This window comes from Aeromonas sp. WP2-W18-CRE-05 (genome assembly GCF_014168615.1).
GTDB lineage: Bacteria > Pseudomonadota > Gammaproteobacteria > Enterobacterales > Aeromonadaceae > Aeromonas > Aeromonas caviae.
On the sequence record NZ_AP021917.1, the window covers coordinates 1,206,139 to 1,224,272 of the forward strand.

An 18,134-nucleotide genomic window follows, 5' to 3' on the forward strand; every position below is an offset into this window, starting at 1 on the left:
CGCGGCCATGAAAAAAGCCGGTCAGTTGACCGGCTTGTAGGCATTCGGGGTGGCGTCACACGGTGAAGAACTTGAAGTTGACGAAGGCCACCGCAATGAAGGAGGCAACCATGCCGCTGATGCAGAGCACCGCAGGGCGGATGGCAGGCCAGCGATGGGCCAGCAGCACGATGGCCAGCAGGGTCGGATAGAGGCCGAACATGTAGCGGGGCATGGCGTTGAGGCCGGTCATCAGGGGGATGGTGCAGCAGATGAACATCAGGGTCGCTTCGGCCCAGCGTTTCTGGCTGAACAGGTAGCCATTCAGGCACCAGCCGAAGATCACCATGATGGAGAGATAGGCCTTGCGCCCCCCCAGCTCGAAGCCGCTCAGCCACCAGTCCAGGGGGCTGTCCATATAGCGGCCCCAGGCCACCTGGATGTGCTTGAAGGCCAGGGCATCCCCGGTGAGGTGATAGAGATAGACCATGTAGGAGAAGAGGCCGAGGGGAATGAGCCAGAGGGTGAACACCACCTTGAAGGCCCGCTCGGTGAAGCGGAAGAACTCGCGCCAGCCGTAGGCCTGCAGGGCCAGGATCAACACCGGGAATACCATCATCACCCCCAGGTTGCGGGTGGCGGAGATGAAGATGCCGAGGAAGGCGACCATGAGCCACTGTTCGCGGTAGGCGAACAGGAACATTCCCAGCATCAAGGCCATGAACATGGGCTCGGTATAGCCGGAGACGAAATAGGCGGAGAAGGGGGAGAAGGCCAGCAGCCAGACCCCGAAGCGGGCGGTGTCGTCCCCCAGCTTGAGCTGGCGCAGCACCAGCAGCATCAGGGGCAGGCTGATGAAGAAGGCGATGTTGGCCACCAGCATCAGGCCGATGAGGCTCTCCATGTCAAACAGGCTGGAGAGACCGCCGGCCAGCATGGGATAGAGGGGCATGAAGGCCCAGTTCGCCGCATTGCCCTTGCTCAACCAGCGTGGATAGAGGTCGTAACCATTCTCGATGATGCGCTGGAACCAGACGCAGTCGAACTGGCAGTAGGCTTGCAGCGGCCCGATGTCGGTGGCGCCATAGAGCTGGACGCCGAAATAGCCCATGCCATAGAGCGCCACCCGGCTCAGTACGAAGGCGGCGACGATCATCAGCCAGTCGCGGCCGCTGATGCGCAGTGACGGGCGATAGGGGAGTGCAGCCCCGGTTGACGGGGCGGTATTGGTCATATCATTCATCAGGCAAAAACCCAGATACGGGAGAGAACGTAGGTGAGCACGGTGACGGTCAGGGTGGCGATCACCACCGGCAACAGGCCGGAGAGACCGGCAAACAGCAAACCGCTCAGGATGAGATTACGCACCGCCAGCGAGAAGAGGGCAACCAGCAGGAACTTGCTGGCGGCACCTTGTTTCTGGAAGGTGATGTAGCGATGGCCGAAGAACGAGAACCAGAACGCCACGGCAAAGGCCAAGGTAGTGACCAGGTGCTCGGAGATGGCCGGCCAGGTATGAAACAGGGCGATGGAGGTGCCCAGATCGACGAGGGTGGCCCCCCCGCCGACAAAACCGAAGCGAACCAGCCGCCAGAATTCCTCGCGGGAGATCATTGAGACGCCTGCTCCTGCTGATCATCAGCGGCTTTCGCGGCGGCCTTCTTGCCAGCGCCCTTCTTGCTGGTGGTGGGCACTTCCTGCTTCTGCTCTTCATCCTGCTTGGCGTACTGGCCGTAGACCCCTTCGATGAGGTAGACGGGGCGCTGTTTCACCTCGACGAACATGCGGCCGATGTACTCGCCGATGATGCCCAGCGACAGCAGCTGGATGCCGCCGAGGAACAGCATGACCGACATCAGGGAGGCGTAACCGGGCACGTCGATACCGAAGAAGAGCACCTGGGTGACGATCTTGAGGATATAGAGGAAGGCGATGAAGGAGACACCGACCCCGATGTAGCTCCACACCCGCAGCGGCCAGCTGGAGAAGCTCATCAGGCCGTCAAGGGCGAAGTTCCACAGCTTCCAGTAGTTGAACTTGGTTTCGCCGGCATGGCGGGCCGGGCGCTCGTAGGGAACGCCGACGGCGCGAAAACCGGCCCAGGCGAACAGCCCCTTCATGAAGCGGTTGCGCTCCGGCAACTGCTTGATGGCCTCGACCACCTTGCGATCGATGAGGCGGAAGTCACCGGCGTTCTCCGGCAGCTTGGTGCTGGTGGAGAGGGCGTTGAAGAAGCGGTAGAAGCCACCGGCGGTGAGGCGTTTCATCGGGGTATCGGCGCTGCGATCCACCCGGATGCCGTAGACGGTGTCATAGTCGCCGGTCTGCCACAGCTTGACGAACTCCAGAATGAGAGAGGGGGGATCCTGCAGGTCCACGTCCATGGGGACGATGGCGTCGCCCTTGGCCTGGTGCAGGCCAGCGGTCATGGCCGCTTCCTTGCCGAAGTTGCGGGCCAGGTTGACCAGGGTCACACGGGGATCCCGGGCGATGGCCTGCTCGACCACCTCACGGGTGCGGTCACGGCTGCCATCGTTGACGAACACGATTTCAAGCTGGTCTTTGAGCGGGGCCAGTTCGGTATCTATCGCGCTGATGAAGGCGTCTATGCTCTCTTCCTCGTTGTAAACGGGAACGACCAGAGAGAGTCGAAAATCGGCACGGGACATGGGAACTTCCTTATTGAAAGAATTATTTTACGGAACAGATGCTTGGGGCATTCCGCTTCACTGAGCCACGGTCAGCCGCACGGACTGGACGTTGAGTGGTGTCGGAGCGGAGAGCGCCAGGAAGTTGGGACGCTTGGGATCGGCGGTCAGGGAGTCGCCCGGCAGGCTGAGACGGATCTCGTTGATGCCCGCCTTGGCCAGCTTGACCGTGGTGGTGAAATCATGACCCAGCGCCACCTTGAGCAGGGCGCCAGCCTGGGGGCTGTTGATCCTGGCCTGGATGGTGAGCTGCTCCGGCTGGGCCTGCTGCTTGGGCAGCACGAAATAGAGACCGCCCTGACCGCTCAGCTCGGTGCCTTGCTCGCTGGGCTTCTTGGCCCAGCCTTCGCTTGAGAGGAAGCGGCTCGGCTTGGTCAGGTTGAGTTCGTTGCCGGGCTGGTAGGTCATGCTGGAGTTGTGCTCCCAGAAACGGGTCTTGCCTTCCAGGTAATAGAGCTTGTAAGCCAGGCTCACGTTGGGGTGAGCGGCCAGATAGAGGGTATAAAGGTAGAAACCGCTCAGTGCCAGGATGGCAGCCAGAAAACCGAACTTTTTGTAGGTCATATTACTCACTCGACGCCCGACAGATTGATAGGCAGATTTCGCGCATATGCTAATCCAATTGCAAAAAAAGCATAGTGGATCACAAAAATATATTTGCTCACATATTAACCCTCAATCACCCTGCTTACCAAGGGGCTTTGGGGTCGTTTGCTTCCTCTTCTTGATTGTGGCTTTTTCGGCGCCAACCTGTCTGCCGCCACCTGGGGCGCATCAGGCAAACGGCTGATATTGTGCTTTGTTGTGGCAGGATCTGTCGCCATTTCACCCGGGCAGAATTAAGATGGCCTGTCCCGTCGTCAAGGATGACCCATGAGACTCTTCTCTCTGTGTGTGCTCTGCTGTCTGCCCCTCCAACCGTTGTGGGCGCAATCGTTCTGCTCCTCCCCCCTTCGCGTCGGTTTCGATGACTGGCCCCCATACCACTATTACCAGCAAGAGGGCGCACGTCGGGAGCAGCGTGGATTTGCGGTCGACTACCTCAATGCCGTGTCGAATCGGCTGGGGTGTCGTCTGGTCTATGTGGAGCGTCCCTGGAAGCGGGGGTTGCACGATCTTGAGCGGGGTCGGCTGGATATCGTGATGGAGGCGTACTTTGCTGATGACAGGGCGCGTTATGCCTGGTTCTCCATCCCCTACAACCCGGGCCGGACATCGCTCTGGGTACGCAAATCCGGTACCGGTGAGGAGTCGGATCTGGCGAGCTGGCTGGCCCACGGGCATCGCCTCGGTGTGACCAGGGACTACTCATGTACAGGATCTTTAGCTACAACCAATTGAAATAGATAGAAAAAAGGCTTCGTTTGTGATCTGATTTAATCGCAAAAAAAAACCGACACGCCCGAAGCCATGACTATTATCAATGCAACCCAGTACCTCAAGCAACTTCTTAGCTCTTCTGAACTCAACCGGATCGGTAAATTTACCGGTTTTTGTCAGCGACTCCGGGATATCCAGCCTGCGAGACTACTCCCGGCTCTGCTCTCAGGGCTTGGTTGCGACAAGGTGGATGGTATTGCTGGTTTGCATCGCCATTTCAATGCGTTGCAGCTCCATGATACTGACCAAATAGCGTATAAACCCTTTCACAACCAGTTACGCAAGCAGGGTTTTCCCTTGTTCATGCGCGCACTGGTTGAACGAGCCATCGCCTTACGCCTCAAGGAGTGTCTACCGGACGCCCACGGACTGGCAGGCTTTGAGCAGGTACTGCTGCAGGACGGGTCGTCATTCGCGTTACATCCGCAATTGGCAGAACATTTCCCGGGCCGATTCAATAAGCACAGCCCCGCTGCGGTAGAGTGTCATATGACCATGTCCTTGCTGGACCAGTCGCCGATATCGATGAGTATCACGGCGGATACCGAATCGGAGCGCAAGCATCTTCCGGCCGCAAATTCGTTAAATAACAAACTGTTATTGGCGGATGCCGGTTACATCAGCCGCGAGTACTTTGCTGATGTGACCAAAGCCAAAGGAAGCTATCTGGTCAGAGGGAGTCAAAATCTCAATCCCAAAGTACAGGCAGCTTACCGACAGGACGGCAGGGAAATGCCCAAGTTACTCGGAAAAAAGCTCAAGGATATCGATCGGAGAAGCTGCAGAGCCGAGGTTCTGGATCTGGATGTGAGTTCGGGAAAGTATAAATATCGACTCATAAGACGTTGGTTTGCAGAGGAAAAACGGTTCTGTATATGGATGACCAATCTTCCGCGTGAGCGATGGCCAGCCGAGAAGGTGATGGCATTGTATCGTTGCCGTTGGCAGATCGAACTGTTGTTCAAAGAGCTGAAATCACATAACCGGTTGAAGGCGTTCGCGACACGACAAAAAGCGATAGCGGAAGGCTTGATCTGGGCTAGTTTGCTGGCCTTGCTGGTCAAACGTCGGCTGGCGCTGACGCTGATTGGCAGCGCGGAGTTATCGATGCTGAAGATTGCCAAAAACAGCGCGCTTTGGTTAATGCCGATATTGGCGAGCATCATCCATGGTGCGTGGCAGGAAATAACAGAGAAGTTGGAGTGGGCAATGGTGTATTTATCCAAAAACGGCAAAAAGAGTAGGCAGAGAAAATCCAAGCAAAACAACACGTTAGACGGTATTATTAATTCGCTTGCCGCTTAAGGTTCTGTACATGAGGGACTACTATTACGGCCCGGAAATCACCAAGGTTCTGCAGCGATACCGCAACCAGGTGAGCGAGGTCAACGATGTGCAAAACTATCGCAAGCTGCTGCTTGGGCGGATAGACGGTTTTCTCGGGGATAGTCTGGCCACGCCCTGGGGTCTGAAAAGAGAGGGGCTGTCGGATGCGGTCGTCCCCCACACCATGGCGATCCATGAGACGCCCACCTTTTTCATGTTGAGCAAGAAGACCCTGTCCGGGGAATTCGTGGAGCGGTTCAACGAGGCGATAGTGGCCGTCGGTGACAGCGGGGAGCAGGAACTCATCTGGCGTCGTTACACCTCCGTCCGCTAGCAAAGTCGCCAGCATTCACGCATCATGGGGACCTGACCGTCGCGCCTGACAGGCCGAAATGAACCGATTTGAGGCAAGCGTGGTAAGAAGCATGGGTAAGAAGTATTGGTTGGCATTGGCGAATCTCATCTGGCTGGGCTGCTGGCCGGCCAGCATGGTTCATGCCAGCACGGAACAGGCGGTAGTGGCCAGTCCCAGCATTCAGCATGACTGGTATCAGAACGAGGTGGCCGAGCAGGCTCGTCATGAGCTTGAACAGCAGTTGCAGGAAGCGGTGCTGGCCCAGCTGCATCCGGATTTCTACCGCCTCTGGCAGCAGTTGCAAAAGACCCCGGCGGATCGACGCGGTGCCCTCTACGATGAGGCCTTTGGCAAGCTGGCCCGGTTCCAGCAGGCCTGGCGAGGGATGGATCTGGTCGCGCGCGAACAGATGCAGACCCTCAAGCTGGATCTGAACCGCCCCCTGGCCCATGCCCCCCAGGGAGACAATCTGCTGGAGCAGGTCAGGCAACTCAGGCCACAGGTGGCGGAATACGACGCCGTGCGCGAAGAAGTGCGCAAGCTGCTGGCCATGCCCATGGCCAAGCACTGGCCCACCCTCTCCATGCCGACCCTGCGGGCCGGGGAGAGCTCGACCGAGCTCGGCCAGATCCGCTCCATCCTGAACGAACTGGGGGACAGTGCCCCGACTCACCAGGACAGCCTCTACGATCCCGAGACCGAACAGGCCATCAAACAGTTCCAGCGCCGCCACGGCCTGACCGCCGACGGCATCATCGGCCGTCAGACCCGCAGCTGGCTCAATACCGGCCCCGAGGTGCGCGCCAGCCTGCTGGTACGCAACCTGTGGCGCCGTGATCTGGTGGATCACCTTGCCGGTCGCTATGTGCTGGTCAACATTCCGGACTACCGCCTGAGCGTGGTGGAGTCTGGCAGCGAGGTCTTCACCAGTCGGGTCATCGTCGGCAAGGAGCAGCGGGCCACCCCCATCCTCGCCAGCGAGATCCGCTCCATCGTTCTGAACCCGGCCTGGCACGTGCCGCGCTCCATCCTGAGCAAGGACATTCTGCCCAAGCTCGGGCGCGATCCTGCCTACCTGGATCGCGAACAGTTCGAGGTGATCGACGGCGAGGGCAATCCGGTGCAGTTCAGCGAAGATGGCTGGCACCATGCGCTGGCCTCCGGTTTCCCTTACCGGTTGCGGCAAAAGCCGGGGGATCACAATGCCCTGGGTCGTTACAAGTTCTATCTGCCCAACAACGATGCCATCTATCTCCACTCCACCCCGCGCAAGGCGCTGTTCGAGCAGGGGGCCCGTGCCTTCAGCTCGGGTTGCATCCGGGTGGAACACGCCGACGATCTGGCGGAGCTGCTGCTGGCGGACTCCCGCTATCAGCCGGACAAGGTGGCCAGCATCCTGAAAGAGACCCAGACCAAGTGGCTGCCCCTGAGCAACCCTATCCCGGTGTTTACCGTCTACTGGAGCAGCTGGATTGATGAAGAGGGACGCCAGCAATTGCGCAACGATATCTACGGATTCGACAGAGTCAGCTATCAAAGCCGCTTGCTGTGATCCTCGCCACAGAGTGAAAAGCCCGGCCCGTGCCGGGCTTTTTCATGGGTGAATGGGGTTTGACAGCGCTTTTTCTGGCAGGTAGTTTCGGCCCTTGTATCAAATTCATTCACCTGTGTGACTTCACCATGAGATGGACGGACAACGGATGCTGGGACAAGAGATAAGCCGACGCCGTCTGCTGCTGGGGGCGGGTTGCCTGATGGGGACCAGCCTGCTGTCGTTCCCTGCGCTGGCGAGCCGCAGCACTTCGGGACGGGAACTGAGTTTCTTCAACCTCAATACCGGCGAGCGGGTACGCGCCAGTTATTGGGAAGATGGCCACTATTTGAGCGACGGGCTGGCGGAGCTCAACCATATTTTCCGTGACTACCGTCGCAACGAAGTGTTCAACATCGACAGAAAGCTGTTCGATCAGCTCTTTCTGCTGCAACACAAGCTGGGACGCCACGGCGAAATCCAGCTCATCTCGGGTTATCGCTCCCCGGCCACCAATCAGCAGAAGCGGCGCAAGAGTCGCGGCGTCGCCAAGCACAGCTACCACACCCTGGGGCAGGCGGTTGACGTGCGCATCCCCGGCGTGCAGCTGGCACACCTGCGCAAGGCCGCCCTGAACCTCAAGGTGGGCGGTGTGGGTTATTACCCTTCCGACAACTTCGTGCACCTGGATACAGGCCCCGTTCGCAGCTGGTGAGTCGGGATTTCCTCAAAGTTTGAGTGCCGATTGTGTCTTTTTGCCGCTGGCATTGAGGGGGACCAAGCTGCTAGGCTCTGGACTCCAGCCAGAGGAGAGAAAGATGAAGCAGATTGTGATCGGGGGGCTCATCGCCCTGTTGTTGACTGGTTGCGGCAAGCTCAACCGCGAGAGCTACGACAAGCTGAAAGTCGGGATGAGCTATGCCGAAGCGAGTGCCATCCTCGGCAAGGCCGAGCGTTGCGACGATGCTCTCGGCACCACGAGCTGTGTCTGGGGAGGGGAAGGCAAGAACATCAAGGTGCGTTTCATCGCCGACAAGGCGACCTTCTTCAGCTCGGAAGGGATCAACTGACCCTTTCCTCTCTTGCCGATGCCCAACAAAAAAGCGCCGTATGGCGCTTTTTTGTTGCTCGTTATCCGTGCAATATGGCCAGGAACTGGCGCGATCAATGGGTGGCGTACTGATAGTTGAAGGTGGGCAGTCCCCACTTGAAGCGTACCGCCAGGAGCCGCAGCACGAAGCCGATGCCGATGGCACCGAAAGCGGCCCAGTCGTTGGGCAGCCCATGGTGCAGCGCAAAGCAGTAGAGCGCGGCGGTGATCAGCGAGACGGCAGCATAGAGCTCGCGCTTGAACACCAGCGGGATACGCTGGCACAGCAAGTCCCGCAGTACCCCCCCGAACACGCCGGTCACCACGGCCATGATGCAGGCGATGCCGGCCCCGTGGCCCATCTCGAGCGCCCGGGCAGCCCCGAAGATGGAGAAGACCACGAGCCCCAGGGCATCGAGCGCCAGGAACAGCTTGCCAAGGTAGCGCATCAGCGGGGCCGAGATGACCCCGGCCATGGCGGCGCCCGCCACCAGCAGCACGTATTCGGGGTGCTCGACCCAGAGCAGGGGATAGTGGCCCAGCAGCACATCCCGAATGGTACCGCCACCGATGGCCGTCGCCGAGGCGATGATCACGACGCCAAACAGATCCATCCGTCGCCGACCCGCTGCCAGCGCGCCAGTCATCCCTTCGGCCACCAGGCCGAGCAAGAAGAGTGCATGTAACATGAGATATCCCAGGGTGCGAGAAAGCCCCGCATCCTAACAATCCTGCGCTGGGGCGACAAGCTATCTTGGTTATGCATTAGATTAAGTAATGAAAAGGGGGCTTTCGCCCCCTCTTTTGATCATGATGACGCGGTTCAGCGTCCAAGTTGCTCGCTGCGGTATTGGTCCACCCACATGGCGGTGGCGCCACAGATGGCCACCGGCATCACGAAGAGATTCACCACCGGGATGGCGGAGAAGAGGGTCACCAGGGCGCCGAAGCTCAGGCACTTTCCACGACGCTGCTTGAGGGCGTCGCGCATGGTGATGAAGCCGATCTTGTGGTTGTCGAACGGATAATCGACATACTGGATCGCCATCATCCAGGCGCTGAGCAGGAACCAGAGCACGGGTGCCAGGGTCTGGCCCACTACCGGGATCAGGAAGAGGATCAGGCAGCCGATGGCCTTGGGCAGATAGTATTTCAGCTTGGTCCATTCGCGGCCGAAGGTACGGGGCACATCTTTCACCACATCCAGCATGCCGGTGTCATTCATGGCTTCACCGGTGAGGATCTGTTCCACCTTCTCTGCCAGCAGGCCGTTGAAAGGGGCAGCTATCCAGTTGGCCACCGAGCTGAAGATGAAGGAGAAGACCACCAGTATGGTGATGAGGGCGATGGGCCAGAGCAGGTAATCAAGCCAGGAGAGCCAGCTCGGGATCTGCTGGTGCAGCCAGGCGAACAGGCCGTCCAGTTGTAGCAACAGGGCGTAGAAGGCACCGGCAAAGAGCACGAAGTTGACCAGCAGGGGGATCAGCACGAAGGTGCGGATGCCGGGCTGGCGAATGAGCGAGAAGCCGCGCAGGAAGTAGTCTGCACCGCTGACCGAATCTTTGACCATGTGGGGTGATTGGCTCATGTGAGCTCCATCAGTGAATGGGGAAAGTGCCAGCATATTACAAACAAGCCTTTGATTTGGTAAAGTCGCCTGCCCGCCTCCTCTTTATTTCGTTACCCACATAGGCCGCCATGCGTCTGAAATTGATCAAACTCGCCGGTTTCAAGTCGTTTGTCGAGCCGACCCGCATCGAACTCAACGCCGACATGACCGCCGTGGTGGGCCCCAACGGCTGCGGCAAATCCAACGTCATCGACGCCGTGCGCTGGGTGCTGGGGGAGAGCTCCGCCCGCCATCTGCGCGGCGAGAACATGACCGACGTCATCTTCAACGGCTCCATCAACCGCAGCGCCCATGGCCGCGCCTCGGTGGAGCTGGTGTTCGACAATCCCCACAACCGGGTACCCGGCGAGTTCGGCCGCTTTACCGAGATCTCGGTGCGCCGCGAAGTGCTGCGCGACGGCTCCAATCACTACCAGATCAACGGCCAGAAGTGCCGCCGCAAGGACGTGACCGACCTCTTCCTCGGCACCGGCCTTGGGCCCCGCAGTTACGCCATCATCGAACAGGGCACCGTCAGCCGGCTGGTGGAGTCCCGCCCCGCCGATCTCAAGCTGTTCATGGAAGAGGCCGCTGGGGTCTCCCGCTACAAGGAGCGGCGCCGCGAGACCGAGCAGCGTATCCGCCATACCCAGGAGAACCTGGAACGCCTTGGCGACATCCGTGGCGAACTGGGCTCGCGCCTCGAACATCTCAAGGCCCAGGCCGAAACCGCCGAGCGCTACAAGCAGCTCAAGAGTCGCAGTCGCGCGGCCCGCGCCGAGCTGATCGGTTCGGAACTGTGGGCGCTGGAAACGCGTCTTGGCGAGGCCAAGACCGAACTGGCCCAGACCGAGCAGGCGCTGGCGGCACTCGATGCCAAGCGCACCGCCGACGAGGGGCGCCACGTCACCCTGTCGGTGGCCCGCCAGGAGGCGCAGGCCGAGCAGGCGAGCCGCCAGCAACAGATTTTTCTCGGCGGGCAGGCCATCGCTCGCCTCGAGCAGCAGCAACTGCACCAGAGCGAGCTGGGCCGTGACTGGCAGGCGAGGCGGCAGGCCCTCGGCGAGCGTATCGACGGCCTCAAGGCCCAGCTGGCCGGCCAGCTGGAGCAACTGGGCGACAGCACGTTGCAGGGGGAGGTGGCGTCGGCGCGCCTCGAGCAGTGTGAGCAGTTGCTTACCGACCAGCAGAGCGTGCGTGCGGCTGCGGGCGATCGGCTCGAGCAGGCGCGCCAGCGTCAGCAGCAGTGGCAGCAGCAGCTGGGCCAGTTGCAGGGGCGGCTCAACCAGACCCGCGCCGAGGTGAATGGCCTGCAGGAGCTGCAGGCCAAGACCCGGCTTGCCCGCCTCAAGCTGGAAGACGAACAGGCCGGGCCCCTTGGCGGGGAGGGGGAGAACCTGCAACCGGCCCTCGATGCGCTGGCGGCGGAACTCTCGCTCTCCCGCGCCCGCCATGAGGAAGCCGATGTGGCGTGGCAGGCCGGTGTGTCGCGCCATGAAGCACTCAAGGCAGAGCAGGGTCGCCAGCAGGGCCTGCTGCGCGAGCTGGAGGCGCGCCTCGCCACCCTGGATCAGATCCTGGGGGAGCAGATGGCGGGCGCGACCCTGGCGGATCGGTTGCAGGTGCCCCCCGAGTGGGCCCGGGGGCTGGACAAGGTGCTCGGCCGCTGGCTCACCGCAATCCCGGCGGACGAGTGCAACCTGGCGCAACCTGGACTCTGGATTGGCCCGGCCCAGCCAGCCAGGGCCGATACCCTGGCGGCGCAACTGGGGGGCGAGTACATTCCGGCTTTCCTCAATGCCATCTGGCTGGCAGAGAGCAGGGAGGAGGCGCTGTCCCGCCTGCACAGCCTCTCTGCCGGTGAGTCGCTGCTCACTCCCGCCGGCGACTGGTTCGGCCCCAACTGGGCGGATCTGGGGGAGGGCATGGCCCTCGGTACGCTGGCGCTGCTCGGTGAGCGTGAACGGCTGCACACCGAGCTGGCCGCGGGCCGGGAGGCGCTGCACAGACTCGACGAGCAGCTTGTCGCCGCCGATGCAGCGCGGGCCCAGCTGCACAGCGCCCATGAGCTGGCTCAGCGCACCCTGCGCGAGCAGGAGCTGCGGTGGCAGCAACTGCGCGAAGCCTGGAGTCTGCGCGAGGGGCAGCGCCAGGAGCGCTTGCAGCGCCTGGGCCAGCTGGGGGAAGAGCTGGCCCGGCTCGATAAAGAGCAGGCTGAGGAGGCGCAGCGGCTGGCGTCGGCCGGGGAGCGGCTTGAGCAGGATGAAGCGGCCCTTGGCGAGCAGCAGGAGCAGGGGGAGGTACTCGCCGAGGCACTGCTGCTTGCCCAGGAGCAGGTAAGCGGGGCGGAGCGGGCGCTGGAAGAGGCGCGCCTTCGCCGGGAGCAGCAGCAGGCGGCCTGCCAGCGATTGCAACTGGAGCAGCAGAACCAGCGCCAGCTCATCACGCTGCGCGAGCAGGAGCTGGCCCGTCTCGGCCTGGAGCTGGCGGAACTCAAGGAGCCAGGGGCCGCTCCGAGTCAGGATCTGTCGCCCCTGCTGGTCGAACAGCGCAATCTTGAGGCGCAGCAACTGACCTGTCACCAGCGGCTCGCAGAGCTGGATCGTCAGCTGACCGAGCTGGAGCAGGCCAGAAGCGCCGATCACAAGCAGCTGGTGAAAATTCAGGAGAAGCTGGCGACTTTGCGGCTCGAGCGCGAGCGCAACCTGACGCGCAGGCAGGGATTGCACGAGCAGTTCGAAGAGCTGGGCGTGCGCCTGGTGGACCTCGATCAGGCGGTGCTGATTGCCGCTGATCGCGGCAAGCTGCGCCAGGAGATCCAGACGCTGGAGGCGCAGGTGGAGGCGCTTGGCGCCATCAACCTGGCGGCACTGGAGGAGTATGAGGAGGCGAAAACCCGTTCAAGCTACCTGGAAAATCAGTGCCAGGATCTGGAGCAGGCCCTCGACACCTTGAGCCAAGCCATTAAAAGAATTGATAAAGAAACACAAATACGCTTCCGCGACACTTTCGATAAGGTCAATGAAGATTTAAAATCCCTGTTCCCAAAAGTGTTCGGGGGGGGCAGTGCCTGGCTTGAGCTGACCTCGGATGATCTTTTGGAGGCCGGAGTGAGCATCATGGCAAGACCTCCGGGCAAGAAGAATGCTACCATTGCCCTGCTTTCCGGGGGGGAGAAGGCGCTAACCGCCCTTGCGCTGGTTTTTGCCATCTTCAGACTCAATCCAGCACCATTTTGTCTGCTGGATGAGGTGGATGCACCGCTCGATGAAGTGAACGTCGGTCGCTTCTGTTCTCTTGTCAAAGAGATGTCGAGCACAGTACAGTTCGTTTACATCAGTCATAATAAGGTCTCCATGGAGATGGCCGAGCAGCTGGTTGGCGTCACGATGCAAGAGCCCGGGGTTTCGCGCATAGTGTCGGTCGATATCGGTGAAGCCGTCGCTTTGGCTGAGCAAAACTAGAAAGAGAAGCAGCTAATGCAGGAATTGCGTTACATCTTGGTTGCCCTGGGCGGTATTGCCATCGCGGCATTGCTCATTCACGGGTTGTGGAGCAACAGAAAGAATCGTCAGGCACCGATCAAGGAGAAACCCCTGGGTCGGATGGAGTCCAAGTCCCGTGAGCGTGACAGCGACGCCTTCGACAGCGATGGCATCGGTCAGGTGCGTGTGGTGAGCGGTGGCCGTCGTGCCGAGCCCAAACTGCGCAGCGACGAGGCCCGTCAGCCCGACCCCCGCCGTGTCGCCCCCGTTCCCGCCTTCGATGATGAAGATGACGACGCCGATCTGCCGCCTCCCGTGGTGCGCAAGCCTGCCGCTCGCCCTGTCCCCCCTCAGCCTGTGTATGAGGAAGAAGAGGACTATGACGAGCCGGTTGCCGCCCCTGTTGAAGAGGCCCCTGCCGCGCCGGTGCGCAAACCAGCCCAGGTGATCCGCCGTACGCCGGTACACCGTTCCCGTCCACAGCGCGAGCCCATGATGCAGCCGCTGGACGAAGAGCCGCTGGTGGAGCCGGCCTATGCCCAGGCGCCGACCTTCGGTGCACGCGAGCCGGCACCGGTTGCCCAGCAGGCTCCCCGCTACGCCCAGCCGGCTTATGAAGAGCCCGCTTACGATGACGAGCCAGCCTATGAAGAGCCGGTTCACGCAGCCGAGCCAGAACCCGCCCCGGCCCCGGTCGAGAAGATCTGGCAGGATGTCTATGTCATCAACCTGATGGCCCGTCCCGGCCACGATCTGCAAGGTGCGACCCTGCTCTCTTCCCTGCTGGCGCTGGGCTTCAAGTTTGGCGAGATGGACATCTTCCACCGTCACGAAGATCTGGGCGGCAAGGGTGAAGTGCTCTTCTCCATGATCAACATGGTCAAGCCGGGTACCTTCAACCCCTATCGCATGGAGCAGTTCAGCACCCCGGGTGTGTCCCTCTTCATGCAACTGCCCCTTCGCAGCAATGCCGCCTTCGCCTTCGAGCACATGTTGCAGGCCGCGGATCAGCTGGCGAGCGATCTCGATGCCATGCTGACCGACGCCTCGCGCAGTCCCCTCAGCGACGACGACATCGCCCGCTACCGTCACGAGCTGGCGGCCTACGAGGCCAGCCGCGACTGATGCGCCATGGGGCTTGAACAATGAAAAGTGCGGTACCCCGGTGCCGCATTTTTGTTTCTGCCCCAGACTGAATGTTCCATCACACTTCGAGACTTTTTCATGAGCGATATCCTCTCCCGCCACCGTCAACTGTGTGAGCTGCTGACCGAGTACGGCCATCAGTACTATGTGCTGGACAACCCCACGGTGCCGGACGCCGAATACGATCGCCTGATGCGCGAGCTGATTGCGCTGGAGGCCGAGCATCCCGAGCTGAAAACCCCGGCCTCGCCGAGCGTGCGGGTGGGAGGCCAGCCGCTGACCGGCTTCAAGCAGGTACGCCACGAGATCCCCATGCTTAGTCTGGACAACGTCTTCAGCAGCGAGGAGTTGCAGGCGTTCGAGCAACGCATGAGTGATCGCCTCAAGCGGGAGGTGACTTTCACCTTCTGTTGCGAACCCAAGCTCGACGGTCTGGCGGTGAGCCTGCTCTACGTGGATGGCCAGCTGATGCAGGCCGCCACTCGCGGGGACGGCACCACGGGGGAGGAGATCACCGAGAACGTGCGCACCATCAAGGCCATTCCCCTGACCCTGCGCGGCCAGGGGTGGCCGGCGCGGCTGGAGGTGCGTGGGGAGGTCTTCATGCCCAAGGCCGGGTTCGAGGCGATGAACCGCGATGCGCTGGCGGCGGGGGAGAAGGTGTTCGTCAACCCGCGCAACGCCGCTGCCGGCAGCCTGCGCCAGCTCGATTCACGCATCACCGCCAGCCGCCCCCTCAGCTTCTATGCCTACGGCGTGGGAGTCGGTGGCGACGAGCTGGGGGATTCCCACTTCGGTCGCCTCAATCAGCTCAAGGCCTGGGGTCTGCCGCTCAGCCCCGAGGTGAAGCTCAAAGAGGGTGCCGCCGGCTGTCAGGCGTTTCACGACGACATTCTGGCGCGCCGTGGGGATCTCCCCTACGAGATCGACGGCGTGGTCTACAAGGTGGATGACATCGCCCTGCAAGGGGAGCTCGGTTTCGTTGCCCGCGCGCCGCGCTGGGCCACTGCCCACAAGTTCCCGGCAGAAGAGGAGATGACGGCGCTTGAGAACGTCGAGTTCCAGGTGGGCCGCACCGGTGCCATCACCCCGGTGGCCAAGCTCAAGCCGGTGTTTGTCGGCGGCGTCACCGTGTCCAACGCCACCTTGCACAATGCGGACGAGATCGCGCGCCTTGGCGTGATGATCGGCGACACCGTGATCGTGCGCCGGGCGGGGGATGTGATCCCCCAGGTCGTGGCTGTGGTGGAGGCCCAGCGCCCGGCGGATGCCCGCGCGATCCTGTTCCCGACCGAGTGCCCGGTGTGCGGCTCGGCGGTGGAGCGGCTGGAGGGAGAGGCGGTGACTCGCTGCTCCGGCGGCCTGTTCTGCGAGGCACAGCGCAAGGAGGCGATCAAGCACTTCGCCGCCCGCCGTGCCATGGACGTGGACGGCCTCGGCGACAAGATAGTGGAGCAGCTGGTGGACAAGGGGCTGGTGAAGACCCCGGCGGACTTGTTCAGCCTCAACGCCATTCAGCTGGCCGGGCTCGAGCGGATGGGGCAAAAATCGGCCCTCAATCTGGTGGCGGCCATCGATGCGGCCCGCAGCACCACGCTGCCCCGCTTCCTGTTTGCATTGGGGATCCGCGAAGTGGGGGAGGCGACTGCCTTGAACCTCGCCAACCACTTCCTGACTCTGGACGCCCTGCGCGCCGCCTCGGTGGAGCAGTTGCTGGAAGTGGCCGATGTGGGGGACATAGTGGCCAAGCACGTCTACTACTTCCTGCGTCAGCCCCACAACATCGAGGTGCTGGAGGCCCTGCTGGCCGCCGGCATCCACTGGCCGGCCATCGAGAAGAAGGAGGCAAGCGATCAACCTTTCGCCGGCAAGACCTTCGTGCTGACTGGCACCCTCACCACCTTGTCGCGCAACGACGCCAAGGCGGCGCTGCAGGCCCTGGGGGCCAAGGTGGCGGGCTCGGTGTCGGCCAAGACCGACGTGCTGGTGGCGGGGGAGGCGGCAGGCTCCAAGCTGGCCAAGGCCCAGGAGCTGGGGATCACCATCTGGACCGAAGCTGAGTTGCAGGCGGCCATTCAGCCCTGAGGATGCACGTTTGAGCAGACAAACCCGGCCCACTGGCCGGGTTTGTCGTTGGTGGGCTCACTCGACGTAACTCACCTTGTCCTGCCAGGCATCGGGAGCCGTCAGGTGCCAGCGTGCCAGTTCGCTCTTGCTGAACAGGTATTCCCCGCGGGATGCGGCGCGGGGGGAGAGGGCGCCGGGCGCCGTGCCCGAGAGGATGGCATTGGCCAGTTCGGCGGCTCTCTCTCCCTGACTGTGGCCGTCGAGCACCAGGCCGCCGATGGCGGCTCCCCTGCCCACCGCAAAGGCCCAGAAGCAGAACAGTGGCACCGGGCTGTTGGCGCTGGTCCATGCCAGCACTTGCTGCTCGCTCACATGCTGGCCCTGCGCGTCGGTGAGAGTGTGGTAGAGGCCGAGGAAGAGCGCCTGATAGCCATTTTCCCGGCTGGCGAGCACTGCCTCCTGCCAGCGTCCGTAGTCGGTGAACTGGCGGCTGCTGACCCGGGTCTGGCCGATCGTCAGCTCGCCTCGCCCCTTGAACTCGTGGGCGACGGCGGTGCGGGACACCTCGCTTTCGTCAAACAGCACCAGGGCGCGCTCCAGTCCTCCCATCAACTGACTCATCTCGCTGATGCTGCGCTTGAGCAGGGGGCGTTCCAGTACGCCGGTGATCAGGGGGTGGCCGACCAGCCCCTTGGGGCGCGGATTCTCGTTCATCCCGAGAAACACCACGGGCGTTCCCCGGGCGGCGATGGGTCGGGCGAGGGCGTTGATGGCGTTGTCATCCCCCAGGATCACCAGCGCCGGCTGGTGCGTCCGGTAGGCGGCCATTCCCTTGGCGAGCAGTTCGTCACGGGTCTGGCCGGGCTGGCGCTTGGTGTCCAGATAGAGATAGCCGAGGTGATGCGCCTGCTTGAGGTGCTGCTCGAGGCCGGCACTGTAGCTCTGATCCCACTGGTTGCTCTGGTGATAGCTGCTGATCACCAGGATATCGGCGGCCAGCAGCGGGAGGGAGAGGAGGGAGAGCAGGAGCAAGACCTTGGTCACGTGTGTTTTCCGCAAGGGAGAGACTGTTCCCCAGTATGTGCTCTCCCGCTCTCTGGCGCCTCGGTCAATTGTTGTCGGAAGGCGTGCCCCTCTCTTTTTATCCCTTGCCGGGCGGGAGCCCGCATCCCGTCTGGGGTGAGCAAAAAGAGCGCCTTTTGGCGCTGGTCGTGAACTGCCCCACTCCTTCCAAAACCTGTTCTGGATCAAGAAACAGGGTACCGCTTTGGTGCCTAATAGACCCCACATATAGGGGTAAGCATAAAAAAAACACCCATATATAGTGTTATAAAGCTGTGCATAAGTGGTCGCCCTCTCAGTGTCAGCCCAGGTGTTTCAAGCCTTGGCTGACCTTGTTTGCGCCGGGGACGGGCGTGGAGAAGGGGACTCAACGAGGGTGAGCCGAGGGTGGCCACC

At 61.7% G+C, this 18,134-nt stretch carries 16 protein-coding genes; 9 read left to right on the top strand and 7 right to left on the bottom strand.

Annotated elements, in window-relative coordinates; genetic code table 11:
• Window positions 1-55: 55 nt before the first annotated feature.
• Genes H7R73_RS05945 through H7R73_RS05960 form a run of 4 tightly spaced genes read right to left on the bottom strand, consistent with a single transcriptional unit; the run spans window position 56 to window position 3,251 of the window.
• Entirely contained in the window at window positions 56-1,222 is a 1,167-nt protein-coding gene (locus H7R73_RS05945; protein ID WP_029313951.1) for a membrane protein, read from the bottom strand.
• Window positions 1,222-1,593, bottom strand: coding sequence for a GtrA family protein (locus H7R73_RS05950; protein ID WP_010673439.1), 372 nt, complete (start codon window positions 1,591-1,593; stop codon window positions 1,222-1,224). Before H7R73_RS05950 ends, H7R73_RS05945 begins: the two co-directional genes overlap by 1 nt.
• A complete protein-coding gene (locus H7R73_RS05955) occupies window positions 1,590-2,648 on the bottom strand; it encodes a glycosyltransferase family 2 protein (RefSeq protein ID WP_103260637.1) in 1,059 nt (352 codons plus the stop codon). Before H7R73_RS05955 ends, H7R73_RS05950 begins: the two co-directional genes overlap by 4 nt.
• Before the next feature lie 57 nt (window positions 2,649-2,705).
• Window positions 2,706-3,251 carry a hypothetical protein gene (locus H7R73_RS05960; protein WP_010673441.1) on the bottom strand — a complete coding sequence of 182 codons (546 nt, stop codon included), beginning with the start codon at window positions 3,249-3,251 and terminating at the stop codon, window positions 2,706-2,708.
• 309 nt (window positions 3,252-3,560) lie between these two features.
• Here H7R73_RS05960 and H7R73_RS05965 point away from each other — a divergent pair, with 309 nt between their 5' ends.
• From H7R73_RS05965 to H7R73_RS05990, 6 genes are all read left to right on the top strand, one after another.
• Entirely contained in the window at window positions 3,561-4,028 is a 468-nt protein-coding gene (locus H7R73_RS05965; protein ID WP_232092744.1) for a substrate-binding periplasmic protein, read from the top strand.
• 69 nt (window positions 4,029-4,097) lie between these two features.
• Window positions 4,098-5,372 (top strand): IS4-like element ISApu2 family transposase, encoded by a 1,275-nt coding sequence (locus H7R73_RS05970; RefSeq protein WP_011191341.1) that lies wholly within the window; start codon window positions 4,098-4,100, stop codon window positions 5,370-5,372.
• Between the two features lie 10 nt (window positions 5,373-5,382).
• Window positions 5,383-5,727 carry a hypothetical protein gene (locus H7R73_RS05975; RefSeq protein ID WP_232092745.1) on the top strand — a complete coding sequence of 115 codons (345 nt, stop codon included), beginning with the start codon at window positions 5,383-5,385 and terminating at the stop codon, window positions 5,725-5,727.
• A 91-nt stretch (window positions 5,728-5,818) separates the two neighbouring features.
• Window positions 5,819-7,300 (top strand): L,D-transpeptidase family protein, encoded by a 1,482-nt coding sequence (locus H7R73_RS05980; RefSeq protein ID WP_045523555.1) that lies wholly within the window; start codon window positions 5,819-5,821, stop codon window positions 7,298-7,300.
• A gap of 148 nt (window positions 7,301-7,448) precedes the next feature.
• Window positions 7,449-7,994, top strand: a complete 546-nt coding sequence (locus H7R73_RS05985) for a DUF882 domain-containing protein (protein ID WP_039039271.1) — start codon at window positions 7,449-7,451, stop codon at window positions 7,992-7,994.
• A 103-nt stretch (window positions 7,995-8,097) separates the two neighbouring features.
• Window positions 8,098-8,349, top strand: coding sequence for a hypothetical protein (locus H7R73_RS05990; protein WP_010673445.1), 252 nt, complete (start codon window positions 8,098-8,100; stop codon window positions 8,347-8,349).
• Between the two features lie 94 nt (window positions 8,350-8,443).
• Here H7R73_RS05990 and H7R73_RS05995 read toward each other — a convergent pair whose 3' ends face one another.
• Together H7R73_RS05995 and cysZ are read right to left on the bottom strand one after the other, a co-directional pair.
• Window positions 8,444-9,058 carry a trimeric intracellular cation channel family protein gene (locus H7R73_RS05995; protein WP_010673446.1) on the bottom strand — a complete coding sequence of 205 codons (615 nt, stop codon included), beginning with the start codon at window positions 9,056-9,058 and terminating at the stop codon, window positions 8,444-8,446.
• 134 nt (window positions 9,059-9,192) lie between these two features.
• On the bottom strand, window positions 9,193-9,957 hold the full coding sequence (gene cysZ, locus H7R73_RS06000; protein WP_010673447.1) for a sulfate transporter CysZ: 765 nt from the start codon (window positions 9,955-9,957) through the stop codon (window positions 9,193-9,195).
• 110 nt (window positions 9,958-10,067) lie between these two features.
• On the opposite strand from cysZ, the gene H7R73_RS06005 reads away from it, so the two are divergent.
• The 3 genes from H7R73_RS06005 (at window position 10,068) to ligA (ending at window position 16,694) form a co-directional block, all read left to right on the top strand.
• Entirely contained in the window at window positions 10,068-13,442 is a 3,375-nt protein-coding gene (locus H7R73_RS06005; RefSeq protein ID WP_182951560.1) for an AAA family ATPase, read from the top strand.
• Window positions 13,443-13,457: 15 nt separating this feature from the next.
• Window positions 13,458-14,588, top strand: a complete 1,131-nt coding sequence (gene zipA / locus H7R73_RS06010; protein ID WP_103260635.1) for a cell division protein ZipA — start codon at window positions 13,458-13,460, stop codon at window positions 14,586-14,588.
• A gap of 99 nt (window positions 14,589-14,687) precedes the next feature.
• A complete protein-coding gene (gene ligA / locus H7R73_RS06015; RefSeq protein ID WP_103260634.1) occupies window positions 14,688-16,694 on the top strand; it encodes an NAD-dependent DNA ligase LigA in 2,007 nt (668 codons plus the stop codon).
• A 57-nt stretch (window positions 16,695-16,751) separates the two neighbouring features.
• On the opposite strand, the gene H7R73_RS06020 is transcribed toward ligA, so the two are convergent.
• Complete coding sequence (locus H7R73_RS06020; RefSeq protein ID WP_103260633.1) at window positions 16,752-17,720, bottom strand: ABC transporter substrate-binding protein; 969 nt, start codon at window positions 17,718-17,720, stop codon at window positions 16,752-16,754.
• Between the last annotated feature and the right edge of the window lie 414 nt (window positions 17,721-18,134).

Bases quoted from the DNA above. Each gene is read 5' to 3' on its own strand.
- H7R73_RS05945 (WP_029313951.1), bottom strand. From the start codon at position 1,222: ATGAATGATATGACCAATACCGCCCCGTCAACCGGGGCTGCACTCCCC.
- H7R73_RS05950 (WP_010673439.1), bottom strand. From the start codon at position 1,593: ATGATCTCCCGCGAGGAATTCTGGCGGCTGGTTCGCTTCGGTTTTGTC.
- H7R73_RS05955 (WP_103260637.1), bottom strand. From the start codon at position 2,648: ATGTCCCGTGCCGATTTTCGACTCTCTCTGGTCGTTCCCGTTTACAAC.
- H7R73_RS05960 (WP_010673441.1), bottom strand. From the start codon at position 3,251: ATGACCTACAAAAAGTTCGGTTTTCTGGCTGCCATCCTGGCACTGAGC.
- H7R73_RS05965 (WP_232092744.1), top strand. From the start codon at position 3,561: ATGAGACTCTTCTCTCTGTGTGTGCTCTGCTGTCTGCCCCTCCAACCG.
- H7R73_RS05970 (WP_011191341.1), top strand. From the start codon at position 4,098: ATGACTATTATCAATGCAACCCAGTACCTCAAGCAACTTCTTAGCTCT.
- H7R73_RS05975 (WP_232092745.1), top strand. From the start codon at position 5,383: ATGAGGGACTACTATTACGGCCCGGAAATCACCAAGGTTCTGCAGCGA.
- H7R73_RS05980 (WP_045523555.1), top strand. From the start codon at position 5,819: ATGGGTAAGAAGTATTGGTTGGCATTGGCGAATCTCATCTGGCTGGGC.
- H7R73_RS05985 (WP_039039271.1), top strand. From the start codon at position 7,449: ATGCTGGGACAAGAGATAAGCCGACGCCGTCTGCTGCTGGGGGCGGGT.
- H7R73_RS05990 (WP_010673445.1), top strand. From the start codon at position 8,098: ATGAAGCAGATTGTGATCGGGGGGCTCATCGCCCTGTTGTTGACTGGT.
- H7R73_RS05995 (WP_010673446.1), bottom strand. From the start codon at position 9,058: ATGTTACATGCACTCTTCTTGCTCGGCCTGGTGGCCGAAGGGATGACT.
- cysZ (WP_010673447.1), bottom strand. From the start codon at position 9,957: ATGAGCCAATCACCCCACATGGTCAAAGATTCGGTCAGCGGTGCAGAC.
- H7R73_RS06005 (WP_182951560.1), top strand. From the start codon at position 10,068: ATGCGTCTGAAATTGATCAAACTCGCCGGTTTCAAGTCGTTTGTCGAG.
- zipA (WP_103260635.1), top strand. From the start codon at position 13,458: ATGCAGGAATTGCGTTACATCTTGGTTGCCCTGGGCGGTATTGCCATC.
- ligA (WP_103260634.1), top strand. From the start codon at position 14,688: ATGAGCGATATCCTCTCCCGCCACCGTCAACTGTGTGAGCTGCTGACC.